The following is a 24,914-nucleotide window of genomic DNA, read 5'->3' as shown; positions in this document are numbered from 1 at the left end:
AAGAGGTCCCTCTGAACGCACCGGCACAGCTCTCTTTGCCACTCTATCTTCCCGACGACGAAACGTTTGCAAGTTTCTGGCCGGGTGATAACCCTTCTCTCCTTGCAGCCGTGCAAAACGTCCTGCGCCAGGAACACAGCGGATACATCTATCTTTGGGCACGGGAAGGGGCAGGGCGTAGCCATCTGCTGCACGCAGCCTGTGCTGAACTCTCGGCGCGCGGTGATGCCGTGGGCTATGTTCCGCTGGATAAACGCACCTGGTTTGTGCCGGAAGTGCTGGAAGGGATGGAACAGCTTGCGCTGGTGTGTATCGATAACATCGAGTGCGTCGCCGGAGATGAACTCTGGGAGATGGCGATTTTCAACCTGTATAACCGGATCCTCGAAACCGGGAATACCCGACTGCTGATCACCGGCGATCGTCCACCGCGTCAGCTTAATCTCGGCCTGCCGGATCTCGCTTCTCGTCTCGACTGGGGGCAAATTTATAAGCTTCAGCCGCTCTCTGATGAAGACAAACTACAAGCGCTACAACTGCGCGCGCGTCTGCGCGGGTTTGAGCTGCCGGAAGATGTGTGCCGTTTCCTGCTTAAACGGCTGGACAGAGAGATGCGTACGCTATTTTTAACGCTCGACCAGCTGGATCACGCGTCGATTACTGCCCAGCGAAAACTCACGATTCCGTTTGTGAAAGAGATTCTGAAGCTGTAGCGGTTAGTGCGTGCTGGCGCTGACCAGCTCGGACTCAGCGATACCTGTCAGTTTACTCGCCTGTTGCACATTAAATCCCTCATCCAGCATGGCAAGCGCAATACGTCGCGCCTCTTCACTGCGACCTTTCTGTTGCCCCTCTTCAACTCCTCTGGTCCAGCCTTTCTGCTCAAGATATTCGGCAATAGTCATAAGCGTTCCCTCATGGTGTGACGTGCGCTGAGAAAGCTCCTGAATCAGCTTCTCAGGGTTCTCGGCTGTGCCGGTATGCAGCATGTAGTTCAGAATGGCAAGCAGTCGATCCTTGTCAGTGTATCCCATCGTCAAAAGTGCGGCTAGCGGGGCGATCTGCTCGGAAAGATCCCGCAATCGGATATGTTTTTGCAGCAGTTCGAGTGTGGCAATACGCCGATGCTGCATAATTTCGCTGTCGGGAATGACGGTGATATCCACCAGCGGAAAAGGCTGGCTATACAGTCGTTTAGCCAGGTCCGGGTCTGAAAACTCGTCAAACCAGCGCAGGCTATAGGGATAGGGCGTTGCTTCACCATGATAAAACAGCAGGGGGATAACGATAGGCAGATGTTTATTTTTGGCATCCAGATGCCGCTGCATAACGTCCAGCGAGTAGCGCAGCATCCGAAACGCCATGTGTTTTTCCGGACGACTTTGATGCTCAATTAGCGTGTAGATGTAGCCATCGCCAGCCTGCGTTTTCACCGAATAGAGAATATCGGAAATACGCGAGCGCAGATTCTTCTCCACCATGCTGGTGGCTTCCAGCTTTAAACTGCTCAGATCGCAAATCGCGCGTAACGGGGCGGGGAGATAAATGTCGAGAAAATCACGCGCCGTGTCCACGTGGGCCATGAAATGTTTGAAAATCGCGTCGTGCGGTGTGGATGTGGTTTGTTCTTCCATAAGTCCCTCCATGGGATGTTGACCAATGGAAGGACTCTGGCAGGGGATATGCTAAACAACAATATGAGGATTTGCAGGTTGCGAGGCGTTATCAGGAGAACATTCAGAGGCATGCAACGTTGCATTAGAACGACGTAGATGCTCGCATTTCAGCATCAAGAAGGGAGCCGCAGCCGATAAAATACGGCTGCGGCAAACTCACACTAGCTAACGATTTCCAGAACCTGCTCCGGCGGGCGGCCAATTCGCGCCTGGCCATTGCTGACCACAATCGGGCGTTCAATCAGCTTCGGGTTCTCAACCATCGCCTGAATCAGCTGTGCTTCAGTCAGTTGGCTATCGGCCAGATTGAGTGATTTATAGAGATCTTCTTTCTGGCGCATCAGTTCGCGGGCGCTGCTCATACCCAGCATTTGCAGCAGTTGCTTGATGCCTTCGGCATCCGGCGGCGTTTCCAGATAAAGCACTACTTCCGGCTCAACGCCGTTGGCTTTCAGCAGGCTTAAGGTTTCGCGGCTCTTGGAGCAGCGCGGGTTGTGGTAAATTTTTACCGCATCAGTCATAAAATCTCCCGTGTGTCTGACATTTTTCGTTCCCGATTTACATTTTCGTATAAGGGCGGAAACGTTCCTGTAATTGACGAAGCTGGTCGATACGCGCGTCGTAGCGGGCCTGTTCCAGGCTTCTGAGTTTGACCTGGGCGCTGGCACTACTGAGCAGAGATATCGCCTGATCGAGCCGTCCGACTAGCGCCATATTTTCGGCTCTGGCTGCCAGTTCCTGATCGCGATGGCCCAGTTTGGCCTGCGCCTGTGCCAGCAGTTCCCAGCCGTTGGTGTCGTCTTTATAGGTAAACGTGTAGCGGTTAAGGATGGTCACCGCTTCGGACGCCTGGCCTGCTTCCAGCAGGGCGTTGGCCAGGTTGAGCTGCAGCACCGGGTTCGTGCGCAGGTCGCGCGCGCTTTTCAGGCGGGTAATGGCGTCGGCGGCTTTGTTCTGACCGAGGTCGATATCGGTCGCCAGGTCAAGATACCATGGGTTTTGCGGGTCGGCGGCCAGCAGAGGACGCAGCAGGCTGCTGGCCTGCGCGTTGTTCTTCGCTTCCATCGCCTGAAGCGCACGGCCATACTGCGCGGCATTTTGTTCGCGAATATTGCCCTTCGACCAGGCATCGATCAGGTCACTGGTCAGCTGATTTTGCCCGGAGTTATACATCCCAAGCGTACGCGCTTTCGCCAGATAGAAATCGGCGGAGGATTGCACCACCATCGGTTTCATCTGGTTGGCACGGTTACGCGCATCGGCCAGACGGCTTTCCGGCAGGGGGTGGGTCAGCAGCATTTCCGGTGGGCGTGAGGAGTAGCGCGCCTGGTCGAGCAATTTATCCATAAATGCCGGCATCGCCTGCGGATCGAAGCCGGATCGTTGTAACACCTGAATGCCGATACGATCCGCTTCTTCTTCATTCTGACGGGTAAAGCTGATCATGCTCTGTTGCGTACCGGCGAGGGTACCGCTCAGCGCCGCCATCCCGGCCTGCGGGCTGGCCATCGCCAGCAGAATTGAGCCTAATGCGCCGACCCAGGTGAGCGGGGCGTTACGTTTCTGGTCTTCCATCGCACGCGCCAGATGGCGCTGGGTGACGTGGGAGATTTCGTGCGCCATGACCGATGCCAGCTGGCTTTCATTATCGGAATAGCGGAACAACGCCGAGTGCAGCACCACGTTCCCGCCGAAGAAGGCGAAGGCGTTGATATCGTCGTTGTTGATTAAATAGAAGTGGAACGGCGTACGCACCGACCAGGCGTGCGACACCAGACGCATACCCAGCGTATTGATGTACTGCACCAGCAGGGGGTCATTAATCAGCGGCGCGCTGCCGCGCAGCTGGCGTACGTAGAAATCCCCCATTTGCATCTCCTGACCAATGGAGAGCGTGCTTCCTGCGGAGGTGCCCATATCTGGCAACGTATCAGCGGCATCGGCAAAAGCGGGTGCCGCCTGGCCGAGTGTGAGCGTTGCAATAAGGGATGCCACCAGCGTTTTTTTCAACTGCCTGAACATAACCTCTGTCCTGTAATGTGGGATTTTTCAGTTTGACCGACAGGGCGGCGTTACGTTCCCTGAATGGCTGTTTGGGCAGTTTATCTGGCCTCATAGAGGTTGAAAATGATATTCACATAACTTTTGCTGTTTGTGTCTATAAATAGAAAAAGCGAAGTCTTTTCTGTGACATTTAGATACAATTCGGGCACTGTGATCCGCCAATGTGCGTCAGGGAAGTCTTTATGCTCGAAATGTTGATGCAGTGGTACCGCCGCCGTTTTAGTGACCCGGAAGCGATAGCGCTGCTGGTTATTCTGGTGGCCGGTTTCGGTATCCTGTTTTTCTTTAGCGGCCTCTTAGCGCCGCTGCTGGTGGCGATTGTGCTCGCGTATTTACTGGAGTGGCCCACCATTCGCCTGGAGAAACTCGGTTGGTCGCGACGCTGGGCCACCACCGCCGTGTTGGTCGTGTTTGTCGGTATTCTGCTACTGATGGCGTTTGTGGTGATGCCGGTAGCCTGGCAGCAGGGTATCTACCTGATACGCGACATGCCTGGCATGCTGAATAAGCTTTCTGATTTTGCCGCCACGTTGCCGCGCCGTTATCCGGCGCTGATGGACGCAGGCATCATTGATGCGATGGCAGAAAACATGCGCGCGCGTATGCAGACCATGGGCGACTCGGTGGTGAAATATTCGGTGGCTTCGCTGGTCGGGCTGCTGACGCTGGCGGTCTATCTGGTGCTGGTGCCGTTAATGGTCTTTTTCCTGGTGAAGGATAAAGAGCAGATGCTGAACGCCGTGCGTCGCGTGCTACCGCGTAATCGCGGTCTGGCCGGGTTAGTCTGGAAGGAGATGAACCAGCAAATCACCAACTATATTCGTGGCAAGGTGCTGGAAATGGTGGTGGTCGGCGTGGCGACCTGGATAGGCTTCATTCTGTTCGGCCTCAACTATTCGCTGCTGCTTGCGGTGCTGGTTGGGTTCTCCGTCCTGATTCCCTATATCGGCGCGTTTGTGGTCACCATTCCGGTGGTGTGCGTGGCGCTGTTCCAGTTTGGCCTTGGGACCGAATTCTGGAGCCTGTTTGCGGTGTACCTTATTATTCAGGCCCTGGATGGTAACCTGCTGGTCCCGGTGCTCTTCTCTGAAGCGGTGAACCTGCATCCGCTGGTGATTATTCTATCGGTGGTGATTTTCGGCGGGCTGTGGGGATTTTGGGGTGTTTTCTTCGCCATTCCGCTGGCGACGCTGATTAAAGCGGTGGTGCACGCCTGGCCGGATGGGCTGGTGGCCGACGAAGAGTAAATAAAAAGCCGACGCGAAAACGTCGGCTTAAGATTGCTGGCAAAGTGCGTTTTGTTCTTGCCGGATGCGGCGTAAACGCCTTATCCGGCCTACAAAATAGTGCAAATTCAAAATACTGCAGAAACCTTGTAGGCCTGATAAGCGTAGCGCATCAGGCGCTCTCTTTGAGCCAGTTCAGCACCACGTCGTGGTGATTGCTGGTTTTGAAGTCATCAAAGACGTGCTCAACTTTCCCATCGCCATCAACCAGGAAGCTGATGCGGTGGATACCGTCGTAGGTTTTGCCCATAAAGGACTTTTCGCCCCAGACGCCAAACTGTTCACAAACCTGATGATCTTCATCGGACAGCAGGGTGAAGTTCAGCAGCTCTTTTTCGGCAAAGCGGGAGAGTTTTTCCGGCTTATCGGTGCTGATGCCCAGCACTTCCACACCCGCTTTTTTCAGTTCATCCATATTATCGCGCAGACCGCAGGCCTGCACGGTGCAGCCCGGCGTCATGGCCTTCGGGTAGAAATAGACCAGTACGCGTTGTCCCTGGAAGTCGGTCAAATTTACTTGCTCGCCGTCTTGATCGGGCAAACTAAATTTCGGTGCGATGTCACCGGCTTTCAGTGGGTTCATTAGGCAACTCCATCTTGTTCGTCATGCTGGGAATGATTTATGACGTTTATACTGCCTTGTGCATTCAATTCTGTACATAGGGCTTTGAACGCTTGCTCAATATTTGATGCATTTTTCGTAGCCGGGCTATGCGCGGTTATCTGAATAAATAGCTGTGGCTGTGCATTTTCATCGCCGGGTTGGGTTCGGGAAACCAGTTCGGCAATGTTCATCTCCCATGAATCGATAAGCGCGGTGAAGCGTTCGATAATATGTGGAGAATCAGGCACCTCAACCTGCACCCACACGGTGGAAGGCATTGCCGGGCGCGGTCGCGCAGTGGTGCGCTTCATCACAATCAGCAGATCCAGTTCGGCCCCTTTCAACGGCAGAGTGGACTCAATCAGGGTGATCGCGTTCCAGCTACCGGAAAGCAACATGATGAAGGTGAACTCATCACCCAGCATGGCCAGCCTGCTGTCCTCGATGTTGCAGCCGCAGCTACTGACGTGACGCGTAATGGTATTGACAATGCCAGGGCGATCGGCCCCCAGAGCTGTAATGACCAAATAGTGTTGTAATGTGGCTGTCAAACCGGTGCTTCCTTCAAAAAGGTGAGGTATTCCCTAGGAAAGCATAAAAAAAACCGGCATACAACATTCTGAAGGGCTTCAGTCTCTTGCTTTTATTACAGTACCAAACGTACCATTGAGACTCATGTCCGCACGTCAGCACAGAGGATGGCCCCCATGTTCACGGGAAGTATTGTAGCGCTTGTCACGCCGATGGATGAGAAAGGTAATGTCGACCGTTCAAGCCTGAAAAAACTGATTGATTACCATGTCGCCAACGGGACCTCGGCGATTGTATCTGTAGGGACGACAGGAGAATCGGCGACGCTTGGCCACGACGAGCATGGCGATGTCGTGATGATGACCGTAGAGCTGGCCGATGGCCGTATTCCGGTTATCGCGGGCACCGGGGCTAATGCCACCGCAGAGGCGATAAGCCTCACCCAGCGCTTCAACAACACCGGCGTTGTCGGCTGCCTGACCGTGACCCCCTATTACAACCGCCCGACTCAGGAAGGTCTGTTCCAGCACTTTAAAGCGATCGCAGAACATACTGACTTGCCGCAAATTCTGTATAATGTGCCGTCTCGTACGGGTTGCGATATGCTGCCAGAAACCGTGGGTCGCCTGGCTGAAATAAAAAATATTATCGCAATCAAGGAAGCAACAGGGAACTTAAGTCGTGTTCACCAGATCAAAGAGCTGGTTTCAGACGATTTCATCCTGCTAAGCGGTGATGATGCCACGGGTCTGGACTTCATGCAGCTTGGTGGTCAGGGTGTGATTTCCGTCACTGCAAACGTTGCTGCGCGTGATATGGCAGAAATGTGTAAACTGGCCGCCGCTGGCGAGTTTGCGAAAGCGCGCGTCATCAACCAACGTCTGATGCCGCTGCACAATAAATTATTTGTCGAACCCAATCCTATCCCGGTTAAATGGGCGTGTAAGGAGTTGGGACTTGTAGCAACCGATACGATGCGTCTGCCGATGACACCTATCACCGACCACGGTCGTGATATCGTCGCCTCTGCAATGAAGCACGCCGGTTTGCTGTAAAGTTTAGGGAGATTTGATGGCTTACTCAGTACAGAAGTCGCGCCTGGCGAAGGTTGCGGGTGTTTCACTTGTCCTGCTGCTTGCAGCGTGTAGTTCCGACTCGCGTTATAAGCGCCAGGTGAGCGGCGATGAATCCTATCTGGATGCCGCGCCGTTAAGTGAACTTCACGCGCCGGCTGGCATGATCCTGCCGGTTCAACGCGGTGATTATAACATTCCGGTTGCTAACGGTAGCGGCGCAGTAGGTAAAGCCCTGGACATCCGTCCGCCGGCTCAGCCTCTGGCGCTGGTTTCTGGTGCGCGCACGCAGTTCACGGGCGATACCGCCTCGCTGCTGGTCGAAAGTGGCCGTAGCGGTAACCTGTGGCCGCAGGTAGTGAGCATCCTTCAGGGTAAAAACTACACCATCGATAAACGTGATGATGCCACCCAAACGTTAACCACCGATTGGGTTGAGTGGAACCGTCTCGATGAAGACCAGCAGTACCGTGGTCGTTATCAAGTCTCCGTGAAACCGCAGGGCTATCAGCAGGCGGTGGTGGTGAAACTGGTTAACCTGGAACAAGCGGGCAAACCGGTTGCCGATACCGCATCGCTGCAGCGCTACAGCGCCGAGATGCTGAACGTTATCTCTGCGGGCCTCGATCAGAACGCGACCGCCGCGCAGAATGCTTCACAAAGCGCAGCGGGTTCTACCTTCGACGTGCAGAGCGCAGCGGATGACACTGGCCTGCCAATGCTGGTAGTGCGTGGTCCGTTCAACCAGGTATGGCAACGACTGCCTGGCGTGCTGGAAAAAGTGGGCATGAAAGTGACCGACAGCACCCGTTCTCAGGGCAGCATCAACGTAACCTACAAGCCGCTGTCTGACAGCAGCTGGCAGGAACTGGGTGCTACCGATCCGGGTCTGGTCTCCGGTGATTACAAACTGCAGGTCGGTGACCTCGATAACCGCAGCAGTCTGCAATTCATCGATCCGAAAGGTCATACCCTGACGCAGTCTCAGAACGACGCGCTGGTCGCCGTCTTCCAGGCAGCGTTTAGCAAGTAATATTCAGGGCTGGAGCAATCCAGCCCTTTTTTCTGATATGATACGCAAACGTGTGCGTCGGCAGAAAAGCGGCAAGTTTATCGTTAAATCTCACCAGGAGTAATAAAGATGCAAAAGCAAGCTGAGTTGTATCGTGGTAAAGCGAAAACCGTCTACAGTACGGAAAACCCGGATCTGTTGGTGCTCGAATTCCGTAACGATACGTCAGCAGGGGACGGTGCGCGCATCGAGCAGTTCGATCGTAAAGGCATGGTGAACAACAAGTTCAACCACTTCATTATGACCAAACTGGAAGAAGCGGGTATTCCGACTCAGATGGAACGTCTGCTCTCTGACACCGAATGTCTGGTGAAAAAACTGGATATGGTGCCGGTAGAGTGCGTGGTGCGTAACCGTGCGGCAGGCTCGCTGGTGAAACGCTTAGGGATTGAAGAAGGTATCGAACTGAATCCACCGCTGTTCGACCTGTTCCTGAAAAATGATGCGATGCATGACCCGATGGTCAATGAATCTTACTGCGAAACCTTTGGCTGGGTGAGCAAAGAAAACCTCGCACGTATGCAAGAACTGACCTTCAAAGCCAACGACGTTCTGAAAAAAATGTTTGATGATGCGGGCCTGATCCTGGTCGATTTCAAACTGGAATTTGGTTTGTTCAACGGTGAAGTCGTACTGGGTGACGAATTCTCACCGGACGGTAGCCGTCTGTGGGATAAACAAACCATGGATAAAATGGATAAAGACCGTTTCCGCCAGAGCCTGGGCGGCCTGATTGAAGCTTACGAAGAAGTGGCGCGTCGTCTGGGTGTTAACCTGGACTGAGCCTCCTGAGTCACTGCATTGCAGAGGGTGCCTGCACCCTCTGAATTTCCCCGTTATTTCCTGTGGTAATCCTCGTCTGAACCGCCTACGATCATAACTATAATTAATAGGATAGGTTTGAGGTAGATATGCGTTGGCAAGGTCGTCGCGAAAGCGACAATGTTGAAGACAGACGAAATGATTCCGGTTCGCCGATTTCAGGCGGCGGGCGAAACATTCGTATTCCCAGCGGGAAAGGCGGCATCATTCTGTTGATTGTCGTGGTTGTCGCGGGCTATTACGGCGTCGATCTCACGGGCTTTCTGACCGGAGAACCTGTATCACAGCAATCCTCCCAACAACGGACCGTTAGCCCTCAGGATGACGAAGCCGCTAAATTCACCTCAGTAATACTTGCGACCACCGAAGATACCTGGACCCAGCAGTTTGAAAAAATGGGTAAAACCTATCAGGTGCCTAAGCTGGTGATGTATCGCGGCGCGACGCGTACGGGTTGTGGCACCGGCCAGTCGGTCATGGGTCCCTTCTATTGCCCGGCGGATACCACGGTATATATCGATCTCTCTTTCTATGATGATATGAAAGAGAAACTGGGCGCGGATGGCGACTTTGCTCAGGGCTATGTGATTGCCCATGAAGTAGGGCACCACGTGCAGAAACTGCTGGGTATCGAGCCAAAAGTGCGTCAGATGCAGCAGAATGCGTCCGAATCACAAGTGAATCAACTCTCTGTGCGTATGGAACTCCAGGCGGACTGCTTCGCCGGCGTTTGGGGCCATGCGATGCAGCAGCAGGGCGTGCTTGAGCCGGGCGATCTGGAAGAAGCGCTGAACGCGGCACAAGCGATTGGCGACGACCGTCTTCAGCAGCAGGGCCAGGGGCGCGTCGTGCCGGATAGCTTCACGCACGGCACATCACAGCAGCGTTATACCTGGCTGAAACGTGGTCTGGATAGCGGTGACCCGGCGCAGTGCAACACGTTCGGCAAAACGCTGTAAGTTAATGAATCGCAATCATGGATGAACTTTTAACCCTCGCGCCGCGCATGGCGCAGGAAGGTGTACGCCGCTTGTTGGTTATCAGCGGCGAGTCACACTGGGCACAGCAGCAGGCACAAGCCTTTCGTGATACCGCTCAGTCAGACGTACTGTGGGTGGGGCCCGAAGCGCAAGTGGAACCGTACTGCGCGCCAGCAAAGCTGGTAACGCTGCTGGGGCGTGAGTTTCAGCACGCCATCTTTGATGCCCGCCAGGGTTTCGACGTTTCCGCTTTTGCTGCACTCGCTGGCACGTTGCGCGCCGGAAGCTGGCTGTTGTTGCTGGTGCCGGAATGGGCGCGATGGCCTTATCAAGCGGATACCGATTCCCTGCGCTGGAGCGACTCGCCAGAAGCGATTGCCACACCGCGCTTTGTGCACCATTTTTGCGATGTATTGCGCGAAAGCCCGGAAGCACTGCTGTGGCGACAGGGAGATGCCTTCCCGGAGGTCAATTTTCCCTCGCGCCCACACTGGCTGCGCGCCAGCGGTGAGCCGGATGCGGAACAAGCCACGATCCTGAACGCGCTGGCGGGTAATCCCGCGCGCGTGACCGCCATTACCGCCGAGCGCGGGCGTGGCAAATCGGCACTGGCGGGGATGCACATCCGCAGCCTGAAGGGGCGAGCTATCGTTACCGCGCCGACGCGGGCATCTGCTGACGTCATTGCTGCTTTTGCCGGCGAGCGTTTTCACTTTATGGCGCCGGACGCCCTGCTGGCTTCTACTGAAACCGCAGACTGGCTGGTGGTGGATGAAGCCGCCGCTATTCCCGCACCACTGCTGGAACAACTTGCCTCACGATTCCCACATCTTTTACTGACCACTACCGTTCAGGGCTATGAAGGCACGGGACGGGGATTCCTGCTGAAATTCTGCGCACATTTTCCCGCGCTACGGCAGTTTACGCTCAACACGCCCGTTCGCTGGGCTCAGGGCTGCCCGCTGGAAGCTGTGGTGAATGACCTGCTGATTTTCGCTGACGATAGCTTTACCGTTTCCCCGTCCGGCCCGTTAAGTTTCAGAGCGATAGAACAGGCGCAATGGCTGTCGGAACCTAAGATCCCCACGGCGATGTATCAGCTACTGTCCGGTGCACACTATCGCACCTCACCGCTCGATCTCCGGCGGATGATGGATGCACCGGGGCAACATTTTATCGCCGCCGACACGCCTAACGGCCTGGCAGGCGCGCTATGGCTGGTGGATGAGGGCGGATTGAGCGCCGAATTAAGTCAGGCGGTATGGGCGGGGTTTCGTCGACCGCGCGGTAACCTGGTCGCGCAGTCGCTCGCCGCGCACGGAGGTAGCCCGCTGGCGGCAACATTGACTGGTCGGCGCATTAGTCGGGTGGCAGTGCATCCATTGCGCCAGCGCGAGGGCATGGGTTCCGCGCTCATCGCCCGTGCCTGTGAGCAGGCCACCGGCTGCGATTATCTTTCCGTTAGCTTTGGCTATACCGAAGCACTCTGGCAATTCTGGCAACGCTGTGGCTTTACCCTGGTGCGCATCGGCACGCAGCGCGAAGCCAGCAGCGGTTGTTACGCGGCGATGGCGCTGTTCCCGCTCACCGATGCCGGAAATCAGCTGACGCAGCATGAGCATTTACGTTTATGCCAGGAGTGGCGCTGGCTGCAAGGGTGGGTCGATGAGAAATTGACGCTCCCGAAGGGGCCGGAGGCTATGCTTAATGATGAAGCGTGGTGGGATCTGGCGGGGTTTGCATTCGCCCATCGCCCGTTGCTGGCTACGCTGGGTAATCTGCACCTGTTGGTCTCGCTCAGCCCGTTGCCGTTGTCGGCGCTGCGCCGCAGGCTACGACGAGAAGGGGAGGCTGAACTTTGTGCGGCGCTTCGCCTTCACGGACGAAAATCGCTGCTTATCCGACTACGGGAAGAGGCCGCCCAGGCGATGTTTGGGCTTAATCACGCGCGAACCGAACAGCTTCGTGAACGGATAAAGCAGGTGCAATTTTTTTAACTATCTCATTCAGTTAAATGGCATGGTCATTCTTGCCGGCCAGCGTAAACTGAGCGGCAACAAAGGAGATAGCCATGAAACACGATCATTTTGTCGTTCAAAGCCCCGCTAAACCCGCGCAACAGCTGCTGCTGTTGTTCCATGGCGTGGGTGATAACCCGGTGGCAATGGGGCAAATTGGCAGTTGGTTCGCGCCGCTGTTTCCTGATGCGCTCATTGTAAGCATCGGCGGCGCAGAGCCTTGTGGCCCGGCTCCGGCGCGTCAGTGGTTCTCTGTGCAGGGCGTAACCGAAGAGAATCGTCAGGCGCGTGTTGATGCGATTATGCCAACCTTTATCGAAACTGTACGCTACTGGCAAAAGCAGAGCGGCGTCGGCCCACTGGCAACCGCATTAATTGGTTTCTCGCAAGGCGCGATTATGTCGCTGGAGAGCGTCAAAGCGGAACCCAATCTGGCGTCCCGTGTTATTGCTTTTAATGGCCGTTATGCGACGCTGCCTGAAACCGCATCGACAACGACGACGGTGCATTTGATTCACGGTGGTGAAGACCGGGTTATCGACCTTGCGCACGCGGTGGCGGGTCAGGAAGCCTTACTGGCAGCAGGCGGAGATGTAACGCTGGATATCGTAGAGGATCTGGGGCATGCGATTGACGAACACAGTATGCAGTTCGCGCTCGATCATCTGCGCTACACCATTCCGAAACATTACTTCGATGAAGCGTTAAGCGGCAGTACGCCGAAGAATGACGATCTCATTGAGATGCTTTAAAACAAAACGGGCCGGATTTCCGGCCCGTTTGTTATTACGGTTTTTTCGACTGATCGTGCTTCGGCCAATCGTCGTCTTCGTCCCACTTCGCGTTGTTATCGCGATGGGGAGGAAGATCCGGCTTATTGGCGAGGAATTTTTTGTGATCGACGCGGTTGAGATCTTTAATCACGTTGATCATCACACCAACCAGAAACACCAGTACCAGAATCCACCAGTATTTTGACAGCCAATCCATGTGCGTTACCTCTTAAATGTGTTGTCAGGCGACAAGCTGTTCCATAATGCGCTGATACATCCGCGCCAGCAGTTGCAAATCGGCAGCGTTCACACATTCATTGATTTTATGAATGGTGGCGTTGACTGGACCCAGTTCCACCACCTGTGCGCCCATTCTGGCGATAAATCGACCATCCGAAGTGCCGCCCGTCGTCAACAGTTGCGGTTTAATTTCATTATAGTGCGCAATGGCGTTGACCACCGCGTCGACCAGTTTACCGCGTTCGGTCAGGAACGGCTGCCCGGAAATCCACCATTCAACGCTGTAGCGCAGCTGATGTTTTTCCAGCAGGGCAATCACGTGCTCCTTGATCATTTCATCGGTCAGTTCGGTGCTGAAACGGAAGTTAAATTGTACGAACAGATCGCCCGGAATCACGTTGTTGCTGCCGGTACCGGCCTGAATGTTCGCCACCTGCATGCTGGTCGGCGGGAAGAATTCGTTACCCTGATCCCACTCAACTGCCACCAGTTCGTTGAGCCACGGCGCGGCGCGGTGAACCGGGTTATCGGCCAGATGCGGATAGGCCACGTGGCCCTGAACGCCGTGGATCGTCAGGTTACAGGTCATCGAACCGCGACGACCGTTTTTCACCACGTCGCCCACCACTTCGGTGCTCGACGGTTCACCCACCAGGCAGTAATCCAGACGCTCGTGGCGCGCCATTAATGCGTCAACGACTTTCACCGTGCCATTTGTGGCGCTGGCTTCTTCATCGGAGGTGATCAGAAACGCCAGTCGTCCCTGATGATTCGGGTTCTGCGCGACAAAACGTTCGGCGGCAACCACCATGGCGGCCAGTGAACCTTTCATATCTGCCGCACCGCGGCCAAACAGCATGCCGTCGCGGATGGTCGGTTCGAAGGGCGGGTTGATCCAGCGATCGGCATCGCCGGAAGGTACGACATCTGTATGACCGGCAAAAGCCAGCGTCTCTCCCTGACCGCGCCACGCCCAGAAATTCTGCGTATCGCCAAAATCCATGTGTTCAATGGTAAAACCCGCTGCGCGCAGGCGTTCAATCATTAGCGCCTGGCAGCCCGCATCATCGGGGCTAAGGGAAGGGCGGCGAATAAGCTGCTGAGCCAGCTCAATGACCGGGCAAGACATAGACTACACCTCATTGATTAACTGCTGATGTTTGCGTGTTTTCTTCATCGGTACGAAGTCAGTTTGCGTGCTTCGTACCGAGTGTGCTGTTGCTGACAGGCGGTTTATTGACCGGCTGCCGGAGCGATGTCGGCAAGCCACTGGCTGTAACGTTCATCACTAAAACCCAGCAGCATAGGCTGTGCGGGCGCGCAGAGCAATGGGCGCTTGATGATTGCTGGCATTTCGAGCATTAGCGCCGCTGCGCTATCCGCGTTGTTGACACCGGCGCGAACGGATTCATCCAGTTTGCGCCAGGTGGTGCCACGCGTATTGAGCAGCGCCTCCCAACCCAGTTCATTTATAAAGGTGGCTAATAATTCTGCCGTTAATCCATCGGCGCGATAATCATGAAAGCGATAGGTGACCTGGTGTTCATCCAGCCAGCGACGGGCTTTTTTTATGGTGTCACAATTTTTTATTCCATAAAGGGTGATCATGTATTGGCGTCCTTATTTTTATCAATTAGCAGGTTTAATGAGAGAACAAATATACACGGAATAATCTTAGCAATCCGTATTATCAATTAATTCAGCGTGATTTCCAAAGGCTGATGAATAAAATTTCACTGGAGATGCATACTATTTTTGCCGAAAGCAGGGAAGGTAAGTTATTGGCTGGGAAGATGAACGGAAAAAAGCGGGCTTCTGATGAGGGGGAATCACGCCCCGGCTCTACCACTATGGCCGTTATAACAGCTTCTGACGTCTGTTTTTCTCCATTAAATGCGGTGCGGGTAAACTATTTCAAAATGTTGCTGTGCATCACATAATTTTATATTCAGCGGGCCCATAGTTACCGCAAGAAGTGAAAGCAGTCCTGGAGGCAACAATCATAGCAATAGGGTAAACGATCTTCACAGGCCATAAAATTCCACGTAAGATAAGCATAATAATAAGAGAGGCTGTTATGATTGAACGTGAACTGGGGAACTGGAAAGATTTTATCGAAGTTATGCTTCGTAAATGATTCCAGCATTGTGAGTTAAGGGCGCGCTGTTCTTCTTCTCATTATATGTACGGATGTACAAATAAAAAGGCGACTGACCAGTCGCCTTTTTTGTTGGCTGCGATAAGGGGTTACTCGGGCTTCTCTTTCAACGGGAAACGACGGCGTACCAGCACAAAGAACAACGGCACGAAGAAGATAGCGAGAACCGTTGCGGAAATCATCCCGCCCATCACGCCGGTACCCACGGCGTGCTGTCCGCCAGAGCCCGCGCCGGTGCTGGTGGCCATTGGCAGTACACCGAAGATGAACGCCAGCGAGGTCATCAGAATCGGGCGCAGACGCTGACGGCAGGCATCCAGCGTTGCCTGAAGCAGGTCTTCCCCTTCCTGATTTCGCTCGTTAGCAAATTCGACAATCAGTATGGCGTTCTTCGCCGATAGCCCAATAACGGTCAACAGCCCCACCTGGAAGTAGACGTCGTTCTCCAGCCCGCGCATCCAGGTTGCCAGCAGCGCGCCGATAACCCCCAGCGGAACTACCAGCATCACCGAGAACGGTACCGACCAGCTCTCATACAGCGCGGCCAGACAGAGGAACACCACCAGCAATGAGATAGCATAGAGCGCCGGAGCCTGCGCGCCGGAGAGCCGTTCCTGATAGGACATCGCCGTCCATTCGAGGCCAAAGCCCGCCGGAAGCTGGCGCACCAGATTTTCCATGATATCCATTGCCGTCCCGGTACTGACGCCCGGAGCGGCTTCACCGACAATCTCCAGCGCCGAATAACCGTTGTAACGTTCCAGACGCGGTGAGCCGGTTTCCCAGCGCGAGGTCGCAAAGGCGGAGAATGGCACCATCTGACCGGACTGGTTACGCACATACCACAGGTTGATATCTTCCGGCAGCATGCGGTATTTCGCCGCCGACTGAACGTAGACTTTCTTCACGCGTCCGCGATCCATAAAGTCGTTCACATAGCTTGAGCCCCACGCGGTTTGCAGAGTGTCGTTGATATCATCAATCGACACGCCAAGCGCCTGCGCTTTACGCTGGTCGATATCAACCTGCAACTGCGGGCTATCATCAAGGCCGTTGTGGCGCACGCGCGTCAGTTCCGGATTTTTGGCCGCCATTTCCAGCAACTGGTCACGCGCTGACATCAGCGCATCGTGGCCGGCTCCCGCATGGTCCTGAAGCTCCATATCAAACCCGGCGGAACTGCCCAGACCGCTAATGGCTGGCGGGCTGCTGGCAAAAACGCGGGCTTCATTGATCTTGTTAAACGCTTTGGTCGCACGCTCAATAATGGCGAAGGAGGTACCGGTTTTGGCGTCGCGATCGTCCCAGTCCTTCAGGCGCACAAACATACGCGCCACGTTTTGCCCGTTACCGCCAGGGCCGGAACCGATGGTGGCGAAAATCGAGGTGACGTTATCTTTCTCGTTGGCGAAGAAGTAGTCCTCTACTTTCTGCACCACTTTCAGCGTTTGCTGCTGTGTCGCGCCGCTGGGCAACTGCACAGAGGTGGTGAACATGCCGCGATCTTCTTGCGGCAGGAAAGAGGTCGGCAGACGCAGGAACAGGAACACCATGCCGCCCAGCAGCAGGACATAAATCACAATCCAGCGCAGGCTGCGGTGCAGAATTTTTGCCACGCCCGATTCATAACGACGCGAGCTGGTATCAAAGACGCGGTTAAACCAGCCGAAGAAACCTTTCTTCGTATGCTGGGATTCCCCTTTATGAATGGGCTTCAACAACGTTGCGCACAGGGCAGGGGTGAGGATCATCGCCACCAGCACCGAAAGTACCATCGCCGCGACAATCGTAATCGAGAACTGACGGTAGATGGCCCCCGTGGTGCCACCGAAAAACGCCATCGGGATGAATACCGCCGAGAGCACCATTGCAATGCCGACCAGCGCGCCCTGAATTTGCCCCATCGATTTACGCGTTGCCTGCCGTGGCGTCAGCCCTTCTTCGCTCATGATGCGTTCGACGTTCTCGACCACCACGATGGCATCATCCACCAGCAGGCCGATCGCCAGCACCATCGCGAACATGGTGAGGGTGTTGATACTGTAATCGAAGGCGTAGAGCGTGGCGAAGGTACCCATTAACACCACCGGAACGGCGATGGTCGGGATAAGCGTCGCACGGAAGTTTTGCAGGAACAGGTACATCACCAGGAACACCAACAGAATGGCTTCCAGCAGGGTTTTTACCACATCGGTGATGGAGGCTTTAACGAACGAGGTCGTTTCATAGGCCACTTTGTATTCCAGCCCGCGCGGAAAATACTCTTTGAGTTCATCCAGGCGCGCGATAACCCGTTCCGCGGTTGCCATTTCGTTGGCACCGGACGCGAGTTTCACCCCGAGGCCCGAGGCGGCATTGCGGTTAAAACGGCTCAGATAATCATATTTTTCCGCGCCCATTTCCACTTCAGCCACATCGCCGAGTGTGACGACGGAACCGTCCTGGTTAACGCGCAGCGTGATATCGCGGAACTGCTGCGGCGTTTGCAGCAGCGACTGCGCGTTAATGGTGGCGTTCAGCGCCTGCTTATCAACAGAAGGCGTTCCCCCCAACTGACCGACGGCGACCTGGGCGTTTTGTGAGGAAATCGCATCGGTAACGTCTTTGGTGGTGAGCTGGAAACTATTGAGTTTGGCGGGGTCCAGCCAGATACGCATGGAGTATTGCGAACCGTAGGCATCAATATCGCCCACGCCGTTCACGCGACTGAGTGGCTCCTGAATATTACTGGCGACGTAGTCAGCAATATCCTGTTTATCCATGCTGCCGTCAGTGGAGACGAAAGCGATGGTCAGAATGTTGGTATCACCGGTTTTACGTACCGTGACGCCCTGAGTTTGCACCGCCTGCGGCAGTTTACGTAGCGCCGATTGCAGCTGGTTTTGCACCTGCTGGACGGCTTCATCAGGATCGGTACCCGCAAGGAAGCTGAGCGTCACGCTCGCCTGCCCGGTAGCGCTACTTTGTGATGACATGTACATCAGGTTATCGAGGCCGGTCATGTTCTGCTCGATAACCTGGGTGACGGTGTTCTCCAGCGTCTGCGCGGACGCCCCCGGATAGTTGGCGGTGATGCGCACGTTCGGCGGCGCAAGATCGGGATATTGCTCAACCGGCAATGAAAAAATAGCCAGGGTTCCCGTCAGACATAACAGGATTGCCAGTACCCAGGCAAAAATGGGGCGATCGATGAAGAAATTCGCCATCAGGAAGAGACCTCGTTATACGTATTTTTAATGACGCCAATGCTCGGAACACTCTAGCCGCAAGGCTCCCGGCAATCGTGGAGAAATTAAGGAGATAGTGTAAATTATCATGCCGCTTTTCTGCATAGACAGGCATTTCGTCAAGATTATTACGGTCACGTTACAAGAAGTTTTCAGCAGGGATCTTGCCATTAACTGAATGAAACGTAATTTCATTTAAGATGAAATTTTTTGATCTGCCACAGCATAGTGATAAATAGTCGTCATTCCTGGGCAAATGGACATTGCCTGCTGCATAGCTCCTCGGCTAATAAATAGACCTTATAAATATAAAGCTTATATAACCCGGACAGAGGGACGCTATGAACCGTTTTATAATGGCTGACAGCCAAAAATGCATTGGCTGTCGGGCATGTGAAGTTGCCTGCGTAATGTCGCATAACCATGAACAGCATGTCTTAACGCCTGCGCGTTTTCAACCGCGCATCACCGTCTTCAAAAATCAGACGCAGCGGAGCGCGGTAACCTGCCGCCATTGCGAAGATGCGCCGTGCGCACGAAGCTGCCCGAATGGCGCTATCAGTCAACGCGATGATGCAATCCTGGTTGACCAAAGCAAATGTATCGGCTGTAAATCCTGCGCCGTCGCGTGCCCGTTTGGCACCATGCAGATTGTCCTGACGCCCGCTGCCGATGGCCGGGTAAAGGCCAATGCGCAAAAATGTGACCTTTGCGACGGGCGTGATGGCGGCCCGGCCTGCGTGGAAAACTGCCCGGCGGATGCGCTGGCGCTGGTAAGCCCGCAGCGTCTGGCCGATATGTCGAAAAACCGCCGCATGCAGGCGGCCTGTCGCGATGCCCAGCCGTGGCACAGCGAAAGTGCAGGTCAGCACTCCATCACGCTCAGTAAACGCCAGCAGATGGCGCAAACGCCCGCGCGTGGTGAAGCCGATAAACTGGCGATTGACGCGCGCAAAACCGGCTTCGCGGAAATCTACCTGCCGCTCAGTGAAAATCAGGCTCAGCAGGCTTCTTCGCGCTGCCTGACCTGCGGCGAGCACAGTATCTGCGAATGGACCTGCCCGCTGCACAATCATATTCCACAGTGGATTGACCGGGTAAAGGCCGGCGATATTGACGCGGCGGTGGCGCTGTCGCATCAGACTAACCCCCTGCCGGAAATTACCGGACGCGTCTGCCCGCAGGACCGTCTCTGCGAAGGCGCCTGCACCGTGCGTGACGAACACGGCGCGGTCACCATTGGCAACCTTGAACGCTATATTACCGACCAGGCGCTGGCGAAGGGCTGGCGACCTGAAGTGGGCCCGGTAGTGGCAAGTGGTAAACGCGTAGCGATTATCGGCGCGGGCCCGGCAGGGCTGGCCTGTGCGGATCTCCTGGTGCGTCAGGGCGTGGAGCCGGTGGTGTTTGACCGCCATCCGGAAATCGGCGGCCTGCTGACCTTCGGCATTCCGTCCTTCAAGCTGGATAAATCGCTGCTGGCACGCCGCCGCGAAATCTTTACCGCGATGGGCATTCGCTTTGAGCTGAACTGTGAAATCGGTAAAGACGTGACGATGAACGACCTGCTGGAAGAGTACGATGCGGTCTTTGTCGGCGTGGGCACTTACCGCTCGATGAAAGCCAATTTAGCCAACGAAGATGCGCCTGGCGTGTATGACGCACTGCCTTTCCTGATCGCCAACACCAAAAATGTCATGGGGCTGAACGAACTGCCAAACGAGCCTTTCATCAACACCGCCGGGTTAAATGTGGTGGTGCTGGGCGGCGGCGATACGGCGATGGACTGTGTGCGCACCGCGCTGCGTCACGGCGCAGCGAAGGTAACCTGCGCTTATCGTCGTGACGAAGCCAACATGCCTGGCTCCAGGAAAGAAGTGAAAAACGCCCGGGAAGAGGGGGCGGAATTTGAATTCAACGTTCAGCCGCTGACGCTCGAACTGGATAAAGCGGGCAAGGTGAACGGGATTCGTTTCATCCGCACCGCGATGGGCGAGCCCGACAGCCAGGGACGCCGTCGCCCGGTACCGATTGAGGGCAGCGAGTTTGTCATGCCTGCCGATGCGGTCATTATGGCGTTTGGTTTCCATCCACATAGCATGCCGTGGCTGAGTGCCCAGGGCGTAGAGGTGGATGACTGGGGACGCATCCGTGCGAATGTCGAAAGCCGCTATCGTTATCAGACGACTAATCCGAAAGTGTTTGCCGGTGGTGATGCGGTGCGTGGAGCCGATCTGGTGGTGACCGCGATGGCAGAGGGCCGTCATGCTGCGCAAGGGATTATTGACTGGTTAGGCGTGAAAACGCACGGCGTACATTAACGACAAAACGGGCTCCACGGCGTAGTATGGTTCGCTTCGAATCGCGTTGTGGAGCCCGTATGTCATTTAAGATTGAACTGATTAAAGATAAAGTCCTCTCCGATAACTACTTTATTCTGCGCAATATTACCTACGATTTAACCCGCAAAAATGGCGAAGTTATCCGGCATAAACGTGAAGTTTATGACCGGGGTAACGGCGCCACCATTCTGCTCTACAATCCGCGCAAAAAGAACGTGGTGCTGGTGCGCCAGTTCCGCGTCGCCACCTGGGTCAACGGCAACGCTGACGGGCGATTAATCGAAACCTGTGCTGGCCTGCTGGATAATGACGAGCCGGAAGTGTGCATCCGCAAAGAGGCGATAGAAGAGACGGGCTATCAGGTCGGCGAGGTGCGCAAAGTGTTCCAGCTCTATATGTCCCCAGGCGGCGTCACGGAAATCGCTCACTTCTTTATTGGCGAATATGATGATAATCAGCGCCGCAGCGCGGGCGGCGGCGTCGATGATGAAGACATTGAAGTGCTGGAAATCCCCTTCACTGAGGCGCTGGCGATGATCACGCGAGGTGAAATCTGCGACGGTAAGACGGTGATCTTGTTACAGTATTTGCAATCTTCCGGTTTAATGGATTGATTTTACTAAAGAAATAATTATGTATTTTATATGAATCAATCCGACAAATCCGATTGAGCGCAGCGGCTATGCCGTTGAAGATACCCCGGTTAACTGATGTTTTTTTCTTCTGGGGTTGTACCGTTCATGCGCTATCGCGTTCTTCTCTTATTGTTTCTGTGGCTGCTCCCAACGTCTCTGACGTGGGCGTCTCCTGTCCAGCAGGTTTTTTCTGACTGGCTGGTCACCTGCAATAATCAGAATTTCTGCGTCACGCGTAACGTCGGCCTGCATCACGGCCTGGTGATGACCCTCAGCCGCAGTGCGGGCGCGCATATGGACGCTGCGCTGCGTATCGAACTGGGCGGTCTGGTCAATCCGGTTGCCGCCGTGCCGCCGATTGCGCCGCGGCTGCTGCTGGATGACAAGCCGCTCCAGCGTGGGGAAGAGCACTGGAAGGTTCAGCCAAAGCTTCTCGCCACGGAAGATAGCGCGACGATAGATGCGTTTTTGCAACAGGTACAGGATGCGCAGGCGATAACCCTGCAAAAAGGGGTCCAGGTGATTTCCCTGAAAGGGCTTAAAGCCGCACTGCTGTTTATCGATTCACAGCAAAAACGCGTTGGCAGCGAAACGGCGTGGGTGCGAAAGGGCGATGAACCACCGCTGAGCGTTCCCCCAGCGCCACCGCTGAAAACCGTTGCTAAAGTCAACCCGACGCCGACGCCGCTCACCCGCGATGAATATAACGATCTGCTCGATTATGGCACCTGGCGGATGAACAATACCCAGTGCTCGCTGGATCCGCTGCGTCGCGAAGTGTGGGTTACCGCACTTACCGATGATAAAGCGCTGATGATGATCAGTTGTGAATCCGGCGCCTATAACACGATTTACCGTGCTTGGCTGGTGTCGCGTAAAAAGCCCCATGCCTCGCATCCGGTGCGTTTGCGTCTGCCGTTCCTGCCTTCCGGGCAGGACAACCGTGACGTCGAGTTGATGAACCTGACCTTTAATGAAAATACGCGAGAGCTTATCACCCTTGAGAAAGGGCGCGGACTGGGCGACTGCGGCGTGCAAACCCGCTGGCGCTACGATGGGCAGCGTTTCCGTTTAGTGCGCTATGCGGGGCAGCCGGAGTGCGATAACTGGCAGGGGGCCGATGCGTGGCCTACCCAGTGGATCACCGGGTAGGGGGCAGGGAATTGCCGGATGCGGCTGCGCCTTATCCGGCCTACAAAACACCGTTCGTAATAACATTCGCTCGTAGGCCTGATAAGCGAAGCGCATCAGGCACTTGCACCATAACCTAACGCTTCTTCAATACCGCTTTTGCCTTCTCGACAATATTCTCAACCGTAAAGCCAAAGTACGGGAACAGTTTTTCCGCAGGCGCCGATTCGCCATAGCCGGTCATCCCGACAATCGCCCCTTTCAGGCCGACATATTTGTACCAGTAATCGGCAATGCCTGCTTCGACTGCGACGCGGGCGCTGACGCCGGAAGGTAAGACTGATTCACGGTACTCCTCATCCTGCGCATCGAAGGTATCCGTCGAAGGCAATGAAACCACCCGCACGTTCACCCCATCCGCACGCAGCTTTTCTGCCGCCAGTACGGTGATTTCCACTTCTGAGCCGGTGGCAATCAGAATCAGGTCCGGCTTACCGCCCGCATCCTTCAGCACATAACCGCCACGCGCGATTTCCTGAACCTGCTCTGGCGTGCGTTCCATTTGCGCCAGGTTTTGTCGGGAAAGAATGAGCGCCGTTGGGCCGTGGTGGCGCTCCACCGCGGCCTTCCACGCCACCGCGGTTTCCACCTGATCGCACGGACGCCAGGTGCTGAAGTTTGGCGTGAGACGCAGGCTGGCAAGCTGCTCCACCGCCTGGTGCGTCGGGCCATCTTCGCCAAGGCCGATGGAGTCATGGGTATAAACCATAATCTGCCGTGCCTTCATCAGCGCCGCCATCCGCGCGGCGTTACGCGCGTACTCCACAAACATCAGGAAGGTGGCGGTGTAGGGCACAAAGCCGCCGTGGTGAGCGATACCGTTAGCAATAGCGGTCATGCCAAACTCACGCACGCCATAGTGAATATAGTTACCCGCGAGATCCTCTTTCAGCGATTTCGAGCCGGACCAAATCGTTAAATTACTGGGCGCGAGATCCGCCGAGCCGCCCAGCAGCTCCGGCAGAATCGGGCCATAGGCATTAAGGGTATTTTGCGAGGCTTTACGGCTGGCGATTTTCGCCGGCTCCGACTGCATTTTCTCGATGTACGCCTGCACGGTACTCGCCCAGTTTTCCGGTAAGCCACCGCTCATGCGACGGATAAACTCCGCCGCCAGTTCCGGGTGCGCCTTTTGATAGGCGGCGAGCTTCTCTTTCCAGCTCTGTTGTTCTTTCTCACCGCGCTCACGGGCATCCCACTTTTTGTAAATCTCTTTTGGAATTTCAAACGGCGGGTGGTTCCAGCCTAGCTGTTTACGCGCCAGCGCGACTTCTTCCGCGCCCAGCGCCGCGCCGTGCGCTTCCTCTTTACCGGCTTTATTCGGCGAGCCGAAACCGATAACCGTGCGGCAGATAATCAGCGACGGTTTATCCTTAACGCTCTGCGCCTCTTCAATCGCTTTTTTCACCGCCTGCGGATCGTGTCCGTCGATTTCATGTATCACGTGCCAGTGATAAGCCTCGAAGCGTTTCGCCGTATCGTCGGTGAACCAGCCTTTGGTTTCACCATCAATCGAAATCCCGTTGCTATCATAAAAACCGATCAGTTTGCCCAGCCCCAGCGTCCCGGCAAGGGAACTCACTTCGTGCGAAATCCCCTCCATCAGGCAGCCATCGCCCATAAATACGTAAGTATAGTGATCGACAATCTCATGCCCCGGCTGGTTAAACTGTGCGGCCAGCGTGCGTTCGGCGATAGCCAGACCGACCGCGTTCGCCAGCCCCTGGCCGAGTGGCCCGGTGGTGGTTTCAACGCCTGGCGTATAGCCAATCTCCGGGTGGCCTGGCGTTTTGGAATGCAGCTGGCGGAAATTTTTCAGCTCTTCAATCGGCAGGTCGTAACCGCTCAGGTGCAGCAGGCTATAGAGCAGCATCGAGGCGTGGCCATTAGAGAGAATAAAGCGATCGCGGTCATACCACGTTGGGTCCGTGGGGTTATGTTTCATGAAGTCGTTCCACAGGACTTCAGCAATATCCGCCATGCCCATTGGTGCGCCAGGGTGTCCGGAATTGGCTTTCTGAACGGCATCCATACTCAGGGCACGGATGGCATTAGCGAGATCTCTTCGTGACATTAACGACTCCTTAGCAAAAGTGGCGATCTTGATAAGTTATGAGATGCATAACAAAAAAGCATAGCAGACAGGCATAGCATTGTTTTCGATACTTGGTAACATGTTCCTCATATACCAATAACAATGTGAACCCACCAGCCAGACCGTG

Annotated in this window: 22 protein-coding genes; 12 read left to right on the top strand and 10 right to left on the bottom strand. The window is 55.1% G+C overall.

Going from position 1 to position 24,914, the window contains the following annotated elements; genetic code table 11:
* The first annotated feature begins 11 nt into the window (after positions 1–11).
* Positions 12–713 carry a DnaA inactivator Hda gene (locus tag AC1MKH_RS18070; RefSeq protein ID WP_071843484.1) on the top strand — a complete coding sequence of 234 codons (702 nt, stop codon included), beginning with the start codon at positions 12–14 and terminating at the stop codon, positions 711–713.
* 3 nt (positions 714–716) lie between these two features.
* Here the strand turns inward: AC1MKH_RS18070 and AC1MKH_RS18065 are convergent, their stop codons facing one another.
* The 3 genes from AC1MKH_RS18065 to bepA form a co-directional block, all read right to left on the bottom strand.
* Complete coding sequence (locus tag AC1MKH_RS18065; protein ID WP_327621900.1) at positions 717–1,634, bottom strand: Rpn family recombination-promoting nuclease/putative transposase; 918 nt, start codon at positions 1,632–1,634, stop codon at positions 717–719.
* Positions 1,635–1,837: 203 nt separating this feature from the next.
* Positions 1,838–2,197, bottom strand: a complete 360-nt coding sequence (arsC, locus tag AC1MKH_RS18060) for an arsenate reductase (glutaredoxin) (RefSeq protein WP_276219447.1) — start codon at positions 2,195–2,197, stop codon at positions 1,838–1,840.
* A 37-nt stretch (positions 2,198–2,234) separates the two neighbouring features.
* On the bottom strand, positions 2,235–3,698 hold the full coding sequence (bepA, locus tag AC1MKH_RS18055; RefSeq protein ID WP_276219449.1) for a beta-barrel assembly-enhancing protease: 1,464 nt from the start codon (positions 3,696–3,698) through the stop codon (positions 2,235–2,237).
* 224 nt (positions 3,699–3,922) lie between these two features.
* Here bepA and AC1MKH_RS18050 point away from each other — a divergent pair, with 224 nt between their 5' ends.
* Positions 3,923–4,987 carry an AI-2E family transporter gene (locus tag AC1MKH_RS18050; protein WP_015963463.1) on the top strand — a complete coding sequence of 355 codons (1,065 nt, stop codon included), beginning with the start codon at positions 3,923–3,925 and terminating at the stop codon, positions 4,985–4,987.
* A gap of 151 nt (positions 4,988–5,138) precedes the next feature.
* Here the strand turns inward: AC1MKH_RS18050 and bcp are convergent, their stop codons facing one another.
* Positions 5,139–5,609, bottom strand: a complete 471-nt coding sequence (bcp, locus tag AC1MKH_RS18045) for a thioredoxin-dependent thiol peroxidase (RefSeq protein ID WP_013365301.1) — start codon at positions 5,607–5,609, stop codon at positions 5,139–5,141.
* Entirely contained in the window at positions 5,609–6,181 is a 573-nt protein-coding gene (locus AC1MKH_RS18040) for a glycine cleavage system transcriptional repressor (protein WP_015963465.1), read from the bottom strand. The genes bcp and AC1MKH_RS18040 overlap by 1 nt, the downstream gene beginning before the upstream one ends.
* Positions 6,182–6,337: 156 nt before the next feature.
* Between AC1MKH_RS18040 and dapA the strand changes: the two genes are divergently transcribed.
* The 6 genes from dapA (at position 6,338) to ypfH (ending at position 12,878) form a co-directional block, all read left to right on the top strand.
* Positions 6,338–7,216, top strand: coding sequence for a 4-hydroxy-tetrahydrodipicolinate synthase (gene dapA, locus AC1MKH_RS18035; protein ID WP_108473428.1), 879 nt, complete (start codon positions 6,338–6,340; stop codon positions 7,214–7,216).
* Between the two features lie 16 nt (positions 7,217–7,232).
* Complete coding sequence (gene bamC, locus AC1MKH_RS18030) at positions 7,233–8,267, top strand: outer membrane protein assembly factor BamC (protein ID WP_276219455.1); 1,035 nt, start codon at positions 7,233–7,235, stop codon at positions 8,265–8,267.
* Between the two features lie 108 nt (positions 8,268–8,375).
* A complete protein-coding gene (gene purC / locus AC1MKH_RS18025) occupies positions 8,376–9,089 on the top strand; it encodes a phosphoribosylaminoimidazolesuccinocarboxamide synthase (protein WP_015963468.1) in 714 nt (237 codons plus the stop codon).
* 128 nt (positions 9,090–9,217) lie between these two features.
* On the top strand, positions 9,218–10,087 hold the full coding sequence (gene ypfJ / locus AC1MKH_RS18020) for a KPN_02809 family neutral zinc metallopeptidase (protein ID WP_276219457.1): 870 nt from the start codon (positions 9,218–9,220) through the stop codon (positions 10,085–10,087).
* An 8-nt stretch (positions 10,088–10,095) separates the two neighbouring features.
* Positions 10,096–12,105 carry a tRNA(Met) cytidine acetyltransferase TmcA gene (locus AC1MKH_RS18015; protein WP_276219851.1) on the top strand — a complete coding sequence of 670 codons (2,010 nt, stop codon included), beginning with the start codon at positions 10,096–10,098 and terminating at the stop codon, positions 12,103–12,105.
* 74 nt (positions 12,106–12,179) lie between these two features.
* Entirely contained in the window at positions 12,180–12,878 is a 699-nt protein-coding gene (gene ypfH / locus AC1MKH_RS18010) for an esterase (protein WP_015963471.1), read from the top strand.
* A gap of 34 nt (positions 12,879–12,912) precedes the next feature.
* Here ypfH and AC1MKH_RS18005 read toward each other — a convergent pair whose 3' ends face one another.
* From AC1MKH_RS18005 to AC1MKH_RS17995, 3 genes are all read right to left on the bottom strand, one after another.
* Positions 12,913–13,116, bottom strand: coding sequence for a YpfN family protein (locus AC1MKH_RS18005; protein WP_276219460.1), 204 nt, complete (start codon positions 13,114–13,116; stop codon positions 12,913–12,915).
* Positions 13,117–13,140: 24 nt separating this feature from the next.
* A complete protein-coding gene (gene dapE / locus AC1MKH_RS18000) occupies positions 13,141–14,268 on the bottom strand; it encodes a succinyl-diaminopimelate desuccinylase (protein WP_276219461.1) in 1,128 nt (375 codons plus the stop codon).
* Positions 14,269–14,372: 104 nt separating this feature from the next.
* Complete coding sequence (locus AC1MKH_RS17995; protein WP_276219463.1) at positions 14,373–14,747, bottom strand: ArsC family reductase; 375 nt, start codon at positions 14,745–14,747, stop codon at positions 14,373–14,375.
* Positions 14,748–15,216: 469 nt separating this feature from the next.
* Between AC1MKH_RS17995 and ypfM the strand changes: the two genes are divergently transcribed.
* On the top strand, positions 15,217–15,276 hold the full coding sequence (gene ypfM / locus AC1MKH_RS17990) for a protein YpfM (RefSeq protein WP_001386977.1): 60 nt from the start codon (positions 15,217–15,219) through the stop codon (positions 15,274–15,276).
* A 110-nt stretch (positions 15,277–15,386) separates the two neighbouring features.
* Here ypfM and acrD read toward each other — a convergent pair whose 3' ends face one another.
* A complete protein-coding gene (acrD, locus tag AC1MKH_RS17985; RefSeq protein ID WP_231826544.1) occupies positions 15,387–18,503 on the bottom strand; it encodes a multidrug efflux RND transporter permease AcrD in 3,117 nt (1,038 codons plus the stop codon).
* A 362-nt stretch (positions 18,504–18,865) separates the two neighbouring features.
* Here acrD and aegA point away from each other — a divergent pair, with 362 nt between their 5' ends.
* The 3 genes from aegA (at position 18,866) to AC1MKH_RS17970 (ending at position 22,653) form a co-directional block, all read left to right on the top strand.
* On the top strand, positions 18,866–20,845 hold the full coding sequence (gene aegA / locus AC1MKH_RS17980; RefSeq protein WP_276219466.1) for a formate-dependent uric acid utilization protein AegA: 1,980 nt from the start codon (positions 18,866–18,868) through the stop codon (positions 20,843–20,845).
* 59 nt (positions 20,846–20,904) lie between these two features.
* A complete protein-coding gene (nudK, locus tag AC1MKH_RS17975; RefSeq protein ID WP_276219468.1) occupies positions 20,905–21,480 on the top strand; it encodes a GDP-mannose pyrophosphatase NudK in 576 nt (191 codons plus the stop codon).
* 126 nt (positions 21,481–21,606) lie between these two features.
* Positions 21,607–22,653 (top strand): DUF1176 domain-containing protein, encoded by a 1,047-nt coding sequence (locus AC1MKH_RS17970; protein WP_276219852.1) that lies wholly within the window; start codon positions 21,607–21,609, stop codon positions 22,651–22,653.
* A 115-nt stretch (positions 22,654–22,768) separates the two neighbouring features.
* Here the strand turns inward: AC1MKH_RS17970 and tkt are convergent, their stop codons facing one another.
* Positions 22,769–24,766, bottom strand: a complete 1,998-nt coding sequence (tkt, locus tag AC1MKH_RS17965; protein WP_276219470.1) for a transketolase — start codon at positions 24,764–24,766, stop codon at positions 22,769–22,771.
* Between the last annotated feature and the right edge of the window lie 148 nt (positions 24,767–24,914).

The organism is Pseudocitrobacter sp. CD920760 (assembly GCF_057782505.1).
Note: the sequence above shows the minus strand (reverse complement) of the source record. Positions and strands in the feature narration are given on the sequence as shown.

Bases quoted from the DNA above. Each gene is read 5' to 3' on its own strand.
- arsC (WP_276219447.1), bottom strand. From the start codon at position 2,197: ATGACTGATGCGGTAAAAATTTACCACAACCCGCGCTGCTCCAAGAGC.
- dapE (WP_276219461.1), bottom strand. From the start codon at position 14,268: ATGTCTTGCCCGGTCATTGAGCTGGCTCAGCAGCTTATTCGCCGCCCT.
- acrD (WP_231826544.1), bottom strand. From the start codon at position 18,503: ATGGCGAATTTCTTCATCGATCGCCCCATTTTTGCCTGGGTACTGGCA.
- bcp (WP_013365301.1), bottom strand. From the start codon at position 5,609: ATGAACCCACTGAAAGCCGGTGACATCGCACCGAAATTTAGTTTGCCC.
- AC1MKH_RS17995 (WP_276219463.1), bottom strand. From the start codon at position 14,747: ATGATCACCCTTTATGGAATAAAAAATTGTGACACCATAAAAAAAGCC.
- ypfJ (WP_276219457.1), top strand. From the start codon at position 9,218: ATGCGTTGGCAAGGTCGTCGCGAAAGCGACAATGTTGAAGACAGACGA.
- AC1MKH_RS18005 (WP_276219460.1), bottom strand. From the start codon at position 13,116: ATGGATTGGCTGTCAAAATACTGGTGGATTCTGGTACTGGTGTTTCTG.
- AC1MKH_RS17970 (WP_276219852.1), top strand. From the start codon at position 21,607: ATGCGCTATCGCGTTCTTCTCTTATTGTTTCTGTGGCTGCTCCCAACG.
- ypfH (WP_015963471.1), top strand. From the start codon at position 12,180: ATGAAACACGATCATTTTGTCGTTCAAAGCCCCGCTAAACCCGCGCAA.
- AC1MKH_RS18065 (WP_327621900.1), bottom strand. From the start codon at position 1,634: ATGGAAGAACAAACCACATCCACACCGCACGACGCGATTTTCAAACAT.
- aegA (WP_276219466.1), top strand. From the start codon at position 18,866: ATGAACCGTTTTATAATGGCTGACAGCCAAAAATGCATTGGCTGTCGG.
- bamC (WP_276219455.1), top strand. From the start codon at position 7,233: ATGGCTTACTCAGTACAGAAGTCGCGCCTGGCGAAGGTTGCGGGTGTT.
- AC1MKH_RS18050 (WP_015963463.1), top strand. From the start codon at position 3,923: ATGCTCGAAATGTTGATGCAGTGGTACCGCCGCCGTTTTAGTGACCCG.
- dapA (WP_108473428.1), top strand. From the start codon at position 6,338: ATGTTCACGGGAAGTATTGTAGCGCTTGTCACGCCGATGGATGAGAAA.
- bepA (WP_276219449.1), bottom strand. From the start codon at position 3,698: ATGTTCAGGCAGTTGAAAAAAACGCTGGTGGCATCCCTTATTGCAACG.
- nudK (WP_276219468.1), top strand. From the start codon at position 20,905: ATGTCATTTAAGATTGAACTGATTAAAGATAAAGTCCTCTCCGATAAC.
- tkt (WP_276219470.1), bottom strand. From the start codon at position 24,766: ATGTCACGAAGAGATCTCGCTAATGCCATCCGTGCCCTGAGTATGGAT.
- purC (WP_015963468.1), top strand. From the start codon at position 8,376: ATGCAAAAGCAAGCTGAGTTGTATCGTGGTAAAGCGAAAACCGTCTAC.